Origin of the sequence: Natronomonas sp. (assembly GCF_036625485.1) — an archaeon.
Lineage (GTDB): Archaea > Halobacteriota > Halobacteria > Halobacteriales > Haloarculaceae > Natronomonas.
Window position 1 is genome coordinate 1 of sequence record NZ_JAZKTR010000108.1, and the last position, 8,639, is coordinate 8,639.

The 8,639-nt window shown below is 65.6% G+C and carries 14 protein-coding genes; 8 read left to right on the forward strand and 6 right to left on the reverse strand.

Translation table 11 applies throughout. The annotated features are described in order from the left end of the window. The coding region (locus V5A53_RS10675) for an AzlC family ABC transporter permease (RefSeq protein WP_442928690.1) at positions 1-694 on the forward strand (694 nt) is incomplete at its 5' end. Further along, complete coding sequence (locus V5A53_RS10680) at positions 687-989, forward strand: AzlD family protein (RefSeq protein ID WP_332313596.1); 303 nt, start codon at positions 687-689, stop codon at positions 987-989. The genes V5A53_RS10675 and V5A53_RS10680, both read left to right, overlap by 8 nt. A 1-nt stretch (position 990) precedes the next feature. Here V5A53_RS10680 and V5A53_RS10685 read toward each other — a convergent pair whose 3' ends face one another. Beyond that, entirely contained in the window at positions 991-1,398 is a 408-nt protein-coding gene (locus V5A53_RS10685; protein WP_332313597.1) for a DUF7124 domain-containing protein, read from the reverse strand. A gap of 81 nt (positions 1,399-1,479) precedes the next feature. Here V5A53_RS10685 and V5A53_RS10690 point away from each other — a divergent pair, with 81 nt between their 5' ends. Together V5A53_RS10690 and V5A53_RS10695 are read left to right on the forward strand one after the other, a co-directional pair. Continuing rightward, positions 1,480-1,791 (forward strand): HalOD1 output domain-containing protein, encoded by a 312-nt coding sequence (locus tag V5A53_RS10690; RefSeq protein ID WP_332313598.1) that lies wholly within the window; start codon positions 1,480-1,482, stop codon positions 1,789-1,791. Between the two features lie 180 nt (positions 1,792-1,971). Beyond that, a complete protein-coding gene (locus V5A53_RS10695; protein WP_332313599.1) occupies positions 1,972-2,160 on the forward strand; it encodes a hypothetical protein in 189 nt (62 codons plus the stop codon). 40 nt (positions 2,161-2,200) lie between these two features. Here V5A53_RS10695 and V5A53_RS10700 read toward each other — a convergent pair whose 3' ends face one another. Continuing rightward, positions 2,201-3,346 (reverse strand): ABC transporter ATP-binding protein, encoded by a 1,146-nt coding sequence (locus V5A53_RS10700; RefSeq protein WP_442928611.1) that lies wholly within the window; start codon positions 3,344-3,346, stop codon positions 2,201-2,203. Positions 3,347-3,529: 183 nt separating this feature from the next. Here V5A53_RS10700 and V5A53_RS10705 point away from each other — a divergent pair, with 183 nt between their 5' ends. Then, the gene (locus V5A53_RS10705; RefSeq protein ID WP_332313600.1) at positions 3,530-4,681 is read left to right on the forward strand and encodes a thiolase C-terminal domain-containing protein; all 1,152 of its coding nucleotides are present in this window, start codon (positions 3,530-3,532) and stop codon (positions 4,679-4,681) included. Beyond that, on the forward strand, positions 4,681-5,046 hold the full coding sequence (locus tag V5A53_RS10710) for an OB-fold domain-containing protein (protein ID WP_332313601.1): 366 nt from the start codon (positions 4,681-4,683) through the stop codon (positions 5,044-5,046). The genes V5A53_RS10705 and V5A53_RS10710 overlap by 1 nt, the downstream gene beginning before the upstream one ends. Positions 5,047-5,294: 248 nt before the next feature. On the opposite strand, the gene V5A53_RS10715 is transcribed toward V5A53_RS10710, so the two are convergent. After that, positions 5,295-5,552 (reverse strand): HTH domain-containing protein, encoded by a 258-nt coding sequence (locus V5A53_RS10715; protein ID WP_332313602.1) that lies wholly within the window; start codon positions 5,550-5,552, stop codon positions 5,295-5,297. A 32-nt stretch (positions 5,553-5,584) separates the two neighbouring features. Further along, positions 5,585-6,313 carry a DUF7547 family protein gene (locus V5A53_RS10720; RefSeq protein ID WP_332313603.1) on the reverse strand — a complete coding sequence of 243 codons (729 nt, stop codon included), beginning with the start codon at positions 6,311-6,313 and terminating at the stop codon, positions 5,585-5,587. A gap of 82 nt (positions 6,314-6,395) precedes the next feature. On the opposite strand from V5A53_RS10720, the gene V5A53_RS10725 reads away from it, so the two are divergent. After that, entirely contained in the window at positions 6,396-7,007 is a 612-nt protein-coding gene (locus V5A53_RS10725) for a DUF7504 family protein (RefSeq protein WP_332313604.1), read from the forward strand. 44 nt (positions 7,008-7,051) lie between these two features. Beyond that, positions 7,052-7,192, forward strand: coding sequence for a hypothetical protein (locus V5A53_RS10730; protein ID WP_332313605.1), 141 nt, complete (start codon positions 7,052-7,054; stop codon positions 7,190-7,192). Between the two features lie 53 nt (positions 7,193-7,245). On the opposite strand, the gene dpsA is transcribed toward V5A53_RS10730, so the two are convergent. Together dpsA and V5A53_RS10740 are read right to left on the reverse strand one after the other, a co-directional pair. Next, on the reverse strand, positions 7,246-7,794 hold the full coding sequence (dpsA, locus tag V5A53_RS10735) for a DNA starvation/stationary phase protection protein DpsA (RefSeq protein WP_332313606.1): 549 nt from the start codon (positions 7,792-7,794) through the stop codon (positions 7,246-7,248). Positions 7,795-7,917: 123 nt separating this feature from the next. Next, a complete protein-coding gene (locus V5A53_RS10740) occupies positions 7,918-8,472 on the reverse strand; it encodes a twin-arginine translocation signal domain-containing protein (protein WP_332313607.1) in 555 nt (184 codons plus the stop codon). Positions 8,473-8,639 lie beyond the last annotated feature (167 nt).

Sequence of the window (8,639 nt, forward strand, 5' to 3'; positions counted from 1 at the left end):
ATACCTCCGTATGGTGGTTTCATTCGAACGGTCGGGCGTGGTGTCGGGCTTTCGGACCTGTCTGCCCGTCGCGGTTGGCGTCGGCGGCTACGGCATCGCCTTCGGCGTGTTGGCCCGGCAGGCCGGCCTCTCGGTCGCCGAAGCGACGCTGATGAGCGCGACGGTGCTGGCGGGGGCGTCCCAACTCATCGCCGTCGAACTGTGGGACGCACCGTTGCCCGTCGTCGCTATCGTCGTGACGACGCTCGTGGTCAACCTCCGGTACGTGCTGATGGGCGCGTCGCTTCGGCCGTGGTTCGAGGACCTCTCACCGGTCCAATCGTACGGGAGCCTCTTTTTCGTCACCGACGAAAGCTGGGCGCTTTCCATCGCGGACCTCCGGTCCGGTGGGAGCCGTGGTGCGTTCCTGCTGGGTGCCGGCCTCGCCATCTGGGTACTGTGGGTCGCGACGACGGCGCTCGGGGCCGCGGCTGGCGGCGCGGTCGGTGACCCGAAGCGGTACGGTCTGGATTTCGTCCTGACGGCAATCTTCGTAGTCATCGCCGTCGGGCTCTGGCGCGGCCGCGAGGACCTCGCGCCGTGGCTGGTCGCCGCGGGTATCGCCATCGTCGGCGCGGAGGTGCTGCCGGGGCGGTGGTACATCCTTCTCGGCGGCCTCGCGGGCAGTCTCGTGGCGGTGGTCCGCCGTGATTGAACTGGATCCGCTCGTCGTCGCGGTCATCGCGGCCATGACGGTCGTCACGTACGCGACGAAGGTCGGCGGCCTGTGGCTGCTCGGCCGAATCGAGTTGAGCGACCGCGCCGAGGTCGGGTTAGAAGCGCTGCCGGGAGCCATCATCGTCGCCATCGTGGCACCGGAACTGGCCAACGGGGGCCCACCGGAGTGGGCCGCGGCGGCGCTGGCGGCGGCTGTTGCATGGAAGACGAACAACCTCCTCGTCTCGCTGGCCGTGGCGATGGTCGCGGTGCTGGCCTTCCGTGCGGTGTAGGTCAGGGCCAGTCGTCGCGCTCGCGCGAGGCGGGCGCCCCCGCGTCATCCCCGTCGCCTTGGTCTTGGTCTGGTATTTCGACGAGTTCCCATCCAGCTTTGTCGGCCGCTGTCTCGATGTGTTGGTACTCCCAGCCGTCGGGCGCCGTTCGGGCATCGTCCGCGACGAAGACGAACCGGTCGGTATCGAAGTGCTTGCGGAGGTGAACGAGGGTTTCGGCGGCGGGTTCGGTTGCCGGTTCGAAATCGTTGCGGATGTAGTTGTCCCGGGTGAACTTCGTGAGGACGTACGGGGGCCTGTCGGTCACGAGGCCGACGTTCTCGCTCCACGTTCTGGCATCGGATACGGCGCCTTCGGGGTCGGCGAGCCGCCGGGCGGCGGCCAACTCGAAGCCGAGCGTGAGACTCACGTTCGGTTTCGACGGGGCGGCGGTATTGAGCGTTTCCGTCCAGACCAAAGGTTCAGGTATCTGCATCCGTGAGGAACGGGCGTGAACACGGAGGACGGCGACCCAGTCGAATACGACCCCGCATCCGGGGTCTATCGGACGAATTACAACTGGAGTAGCCCCGGGTCGCTGTCGACGGCCGTTCATGACGCGGTCTGCGAGGCGGCCGATTGCGACGGTCTCGACCTCCCGCCGCTGTACGAGCGAATCGACCCGGATGGCCTCGAAAAGCTCTTCGCACCCATCCCCGGCAGCGAGCGCTGTCGGGGCTCGGTCACGTTTCCGCTCGGCGAATACCACATCACGATAGCCGCGGACGGCGAGATCGTCATCTACCCGCCATCCGAGGACTGACGGAGGAATCGACCGTCGACGGACCGGGCCGCGGCGAAATCCGTACTAGCATGAACGTTTATTATCAATGCCGTGTGAGGGTTGGGTACGCGATGCTTCCCACTGTACGTGTACGCGTACGCCTCTGATTTTCCGAGTAGCATCGCTTTTCGAGTATTCCCCTGCCAACCCACCAGAACCATGCAGCCACCCCAACACGACGCACCGCTCGTCCCTGAATCGCCCACGATCAAGACGCCGACGGTCTACGCCGACGGCGGCGACCGCTCCGACGCTCGGCCGTTCGACCGACCGCCACGAACCGACTACGCCGCTCCCGAGACCCGACACCGAGAGGAGATCGAACCCGGCGCTGCCGATCTCCGGTAGACGACCACGGTACTGAGTCAAAAAAACCGACTCCTTCGTTCTACTGACCGCCGTCGGCCATCTTCCGCTCACCACGGGGGAACCACGCGAGTTCGTGGTCCGCATCGAGGCTGGCGAAGACGGGTTCGTCCAGCGACACCTTGTCGGCGTGGTTGTGCATACAGCCGACGACGTCACCGGTGTCGATTTCGACCCGGTACAGGACGGTCGGCCCGAGATACCGTCGGTGGACGACCTCGCCATTGGCTTCGGCGGGTTCGGCGGGTTCGGCGCGCACGTCGTCGGGCCGGACCATGAGGTCGATCTGCGAGCCGATGTACTCCTCGCTGAGGCCGTTGACCCGGTCGAGCGGGACACAGCCGACGCCCGTCTCGACACAGCCCTCCGTGACGCGCCCGGAGACGAAGGATGCGTGGCCGAGGAAGCCGGCGACGAAGCGTGATTTCGGCTGTTGGAAGACGTCCTCCGGGGTGCCGACCTGTTCGAGGCCGCCCTCGCTCATCACGGCCACGCGGTCGGAGATGGACATGGCCTCCTCCTGGTCGTGTGTGACCGAAATAGCGGTCACGCCGGCCTTCTTGAGGATCGAGCGGACCTCCTCGCGCATCTCGACGCGGAGGTCGACATCGAGGTTCGAGAAGGGTTCGTCCAGCAGCAGCAGGCTCGGTTCGGGCGCCAGCGAGCGCGCGAGCGCGACGCGCTGTTGTTGGCCGCCGGAGAGCTCTTCGGGGTGTTTCTCGCCGTGGGTCTTGAGCCCGACCAGTTCCAGCAGTTCGTCGACGCGGGCTTCGCGCTCGTCTTCGTCCCATTCCTGAATGCCGAAGGCGATGTTCTCACGGGCGTTCAGATGGGGGAACAGGGCGAACTCCTGAAAGACGACGCCGACGTCGCGGTCCTCGGGGGCGACGAAATTCGGTCCCGAGACGGCCTCGCCGTCGATGCGGACGATGCCGCCGTCGGGGCGTTCGAGACCGGCGATGAGCCGGAGGGTCGTCGTCTTGCCACAGCCCGACGGCCCCAGAAGCGTCATGAGCTCGCCGTCCCGGACGGAAAGCGAGAGGTCACCGATGACGGTGGTCTCATCGTAGGATTTCTCGATGCCCTCAAGTTCCAGTACGGTTGATTCGGTCTCGGGAACCGAGAGGTCGACGTCGGCACCCTGCAGGTTCGCCGAGCCGCTAGACACGCGGCTCACCTCCGAGCGGCGCTCGGTCCGACGCGATAGCAGTCATTACCTAGCTATTCTTTAGGCAGGCCAAAAATACCTTCCGCTCGCGAAGTAGTCGTGGTAGCATGACTCATGGGGTCGATCACCCACAGGTGCCGCCGGTCCCCGAACGCTTAGGGTGGCCCGCGAAGAGTTCAACCCATGCCAGACGTAGCAGTTATCGGTGCGTCGATGACGGAGTTCGGCCAACGGGATAGCTGGATCCGGGAACTGCTCGCCGAGGCCGGCGAGGCGTGTCTCGACGATGCCGGGGTGACGCCGGACGAGGTCGACCACCTCTATGTCTCGAACATGGCCAGCGGGGAGTTCGAGGGCCAGACCGGCGTCCCGAACGCCCTCGCACACGACCTCGCGGCGATGCCGGCCTACACCCAGCGGGTCGACCAGACCTCGTCGTCGGGCGGTGCCGGCATCTACGCCGCGTGGCAATCCATCGCCAGCGGCGCCAGCGATATGACGTTGCTCGTCGGCGGCGAGAAGATGACCCACAAGACGACGGGCGAATCCACCGACGTCATCGCCTCGCTGACCCACCCGGTCGAGTACAAACACGGCGTCACGCTGCCCTCGTTTGCTGGCCTCGCCGCCCGGAAGTACCTCGACGAATACGACGCCCCCCGGGAGAGTCTCGCGAAGGTGGCGGTCAAGAACCACGCCAACGGCGCGTTGAACCCCCACGCCCAGTTCCGCAAGGAGATCGACGTGGAGACGGCGATGGAGTCGCCGCTGGTCGCGGACCCCCTGCGCCTCTACGACTTCTGTCCTATCACCGATGGGTCGGCGGCGCTGCTCTTTTGTCCGGCCGACCGCGCGGGCGAGTACACCGACGACTACGCCGTCGTCTCCGGGGTCGCCGGGGCGACCGACACCCACGTCGTCCACGAGCGTGCGGACCCGCTGACGATGGGCGGCGTCGTCGAATCCGGCCGACAGGCCTACGAGATGGCCGGGCTCGACCCCGACGACATCGACGTGGCGGAACTCCACGACATGTTCACCATCCTCGAGTTCCTCCAGATGGAGGGCCTCGGCTTCGCCGAGGAGGGCGAAGCGTGGAAGGCAGTCGAAGACGGCGAGACCGACCGCGACGGCGAACTGCCGATAAACACCTCGGGCGGCCTGAAATCGAAAGGCCACCCACTCGGCGCGACCGGCGTCGCACAGGGTTACGAAATTTACAAGCAGGTCATCGGCGAGGCCGGCGACCGGCAGGTCGACGCTGACGTGGGGCTGGCGTGTAACGTCGGTGGCTTCGGGAACTGCGTTACGACGGCCATCATGGAGGGACGATAATGACGATGGAAGCCTACCGCTACGAAGACGGCACGATAACGTATCCGGGCCATCCGGTCGGCCCGGACGGGGGCGAACCGGTCGACACCATCGACCTGAGCGAGTACACCGCCGAGGTCGTGACGTGGACGACCTCCTACTCGACGCCGCCGGGTGTTCGGGAGCCGAATTCGCTCGCTATCGTCGAGTTCGACGTCGACGGGACGCCCGTGCGTGCGCTCGGCCAGCTGACGACCGAGGACGTCGACATGGGCGATACCGTCGAACCAGTCTACGCTGGGGAACTCCGGGACCCCGAGGCCGGTATCCGCGAACCCGCAAGCCAGGAGTGGGACGGCTACCGGTTCCGGCCGGTCGACGACTAGTCAGGCCCGTTTTATACGTTCTTTCGTGGCCAGTTAGCGCCGTCCGACCGTCAGAAAGCTGTCTCAGTCGGCGGCGTCGTTGGCCCGAGAGGCCGCCGATCGATTCGAACTCCGAAATCGCCGACGAGACCGGGACGACCGCCTCCTCGACGTGCGGGTAGGCCCTACGGACCGACTCCCCGTCCGAAACCACGAGCCACAGCACCGGCAGCGAGACCATCTCTCGGACCTCGTCGACCGCCGGGTCGTTAGGCCGACCGACTCTTGAAGAACGGCGACAGCGAAGCCTCCGAAGAGGACGCCCACTCGCGGACGCGCTCGTACCAATCCAGCGTCTCGCTCTCGCCGTCGCGTGGCAGCCGCGCCGGGTGACGAACGACCGCCAGACGACCGGGGTCGACGACCCGTTCCAGCCGCGAGCGAAGGCGGTCCTGCTGTTCGGCTATCGGCGGCTGGACGCTCTCACGAAGGAACGACCGGAGCCGGCTGCCGTCGTCAACTGACATGTGATACCACGACACTCGGCGAGTGTATAAATTTACTTGTCGTTGTGAGTTTCTCCATCGTCCTCGCCGGAATCCATATCCTCCTTCAGGGAGGCCAACTCGGCGTCGACGTCGACGGTATCCCCGGCTGGCTCGTCGGCTTCCTCGGCCTCCGCCGTCTCGGTGGCCGATTCGTCGGCATCGGCCCCTGTTCCTGTCTCGCTATCCACATCGATGGTCGTCCGGTCGGCAGTCCCGGATTCCGCCCGTTCGGCGGCCTCGATCTCGGCGAGGCGGTCGTCGACCTCAGCCCGGAGTCGACGAGCCTGCTCGAGTAGGCGCTCGGCCTCGGGATTGTCGGGGGCACCGCCCGCCGCGGCCCCCTGGAGGTCGACCAGCGCGTCGTCGAGCTTTTCGAGCGTGGTCCGACTCGCGGCCGCCAGACGGTCGACGCCCTCCCGGCCGCCGGCGACGGCGAACTCGCTGGCCGAAAGACGGGCCTCCACGTCGGAATCGACCGACCGCCCCTGTGCGAGTCGGATGGCCGCCGCCAGCAGTTCCAGCAGGCGGATGCTCGTTTCGAGGGTGCTGACGAGTGCGGGAATGGTGTACCGTTCGGTCAGCGCCAGCAGCTCGCTGGGGCTGGGCGGCCGCGGGAGGCCGAGCGGTCCGCGCGGCGGTTCGCGGAGCTCCGCCCGGAGCGCTTCCAGCGTGTCGGCGAGATCGGCGGCGGCGTCAGCGAGGTCCGCTTCGGCCTCGTTGTCCGCCTCTGTGTCGTCCATACGCCTACTCCGGCCGGAACGCCCAAAACCGTATGGCCGAACGTTTATACGACGTCCGCCCTTTATCTCACTACGAGAAGGTATGAAATTCGACCGCTCCCCGCCCGAGGACGCCGCCATCGCCCAAGGACTCGCCTCGCTGAAGCGGCAGGGCGGGACCGTGCTGGTCGTCGGCGCCGCGACGACGGCCCACGCCGACGCCTGCGAGCGGTTCCTCGGTGATGCCGACCACGAACACGTTTTCGTCCGCACGGACCGGACGGTCCGTCCCGAGGAAGAATCCTCGGAGGCCGCGGCCGTCATCGAGCGGCCGGTGCTGACCCGAAGCGCCAGCAGCGATACCACGAGAACGTCGGCCTTCGACACCGAGATGCTATCCGCGGACATCGGATCGGCGATGCGGGCGGCGGCCGACGACGCCGACTCGGTACGGGTCTGCTTCGACTCGCTTCGCCCGCTGATCGACGGTGTCGACCGCCCCTCTCTGATCTCGCTTCTGAATACAATTCGGGAGATTGCCCGCGAGACCGGTTCAGTCGTCCATTTCCACCTCCCGGCGTTGGCCGACGGCGTTCCGGCAGGGCTTTTCGATGCCGTCGACGCCATCGTCGAACTCAACGGGCAGGGCCACGCCACCTACCAGCAGTGGCATCTCCCCGAATCCGGGAAGACGAGCGAGTGGATCGAGATTTAGGCCGACCAAAAACCTTTAGCAGGCGTAGCGCAGAGGGGGTAGTAATGGCAGCAAGCCCCGACGAGGACGAGAGGGCCGTCGGTCTCCGGGTCCATTCGACATCCCCGGAGAAGACGGTGTTTACCGAACCGGACAACTGTGACGGATGGATAGCGACCGATTACACCGTCGAAGTCGAGCGGTAGCGTTCGAGAATACGTCCGTTCCTCTACCGTTCTTCTATTCTGCCCGCAGCCGATTATTTCGTCGCCGATTCGAGGACCAGCGTGTCGTCCTCGAGGTAGTGTTCGAGGTGGTGGGCGTGTTCCTCGACCGTCTCGAGGGTCTCACGCAGGAGTTCGTTGGTGGCGTAGTCGCCGAGGTCGTTGGTGAGAGCGATGTGGTCTCGCAGGGACTCGATGATGACGCCGAACGCCTCCATGTCGTTTTCGAGCGAGGTGCGGATGTCGTAGACGTCCTCGCCCTCGGGGTCGATGGGCGCGTGGTCCTCGTAGGTGGCGCCACCCGAGAGGGGGACGCCGCCGATGGCCTGGGCGCGCTCGGCGAGTTCGTCGGCGCTTTCTTCGAGGTCGGCGGCGACCTCGCCGAGGTACTCGTGGATGCCGAGGAACTCCGCGCCTTCGACGTTCCAGTGGTGCTTCTTGATCTGGTGGTAGAGGACGTACGTCGCCGCGAGGTCGGTGTTCAGCGCCTCGACGATCTGTTCGGCCTTGTCGCTGTCGAGGCGGAGTGCCTCGCTTTCCTCGATGCTGCCGGCCTGTCGACGGACGGTTTTCTGGGTACTCATACGTGGCAAGATACGAGCGCATCGCCCTTAAGTATTTTCGACAAAGAAAATATATTTTTCATTTCAAAAATAACTCTTTTTGGTTTTCCTAATACCGCCTCGTTTTTCGGGTCGTAGCGACGGTTAGGGAGTCAGTTCGAACTCGACGCGGTCGGACAGTTCGTAGACGCGTCCGACGACGGCCCGGCCGCTCAGAGACAGCGACGCCGTTGCACCGACCGTCACCACTTCCTCGCCACGCGGGGCGACGAGGAACTCGAGCGACATCGACCCAGAACCCTGTCGTTCGGTGTCGGAAACGTCGACTATCGCCGCTCCGCTGTCGGGGTCGGTGTGATAATGCATCGACGGGTATGGATGGCCGTCGGGCGTTTTCAGATAGACGTTCGGTTTCGGCCGCTCCGCCGGCGCGGTATCCAATTCGAGGCGAAGGGAGTCGATGGTCGTCCCCTCCGCGTGGGAGACGGTTACCCACAGGTCGTAGGGCGGTCGAGTGGCTCGCCCCCGTTGCATATACGAGACGACGGCGACGCGGTCGTCCCCGTCCCGGTAGACGACGTGTGTTTCGTCGTCTTCCGTCTCGACATCGGGTTGCAGGGTCGTTTCGCGCGCGGCACAACCGGCAAGGGGGAGGGCACCCGCTACGGCGCTCGCAGCGAGGAACCGGCGGCGGTTCATGCGCCGAGAACACGCCCGACGTGGAAATCCTTTCCCGTCGACTGTAACGCACTTTCACAGAGCCCTGCCCACGGTTCGCACGCACGCGTCAGTTCATAAGCGCTTTTATGCGGTGGTGCAGTACGATGGTGTACAGCCTACGCGGGGTTGTGATGCTCCTAGCCGGA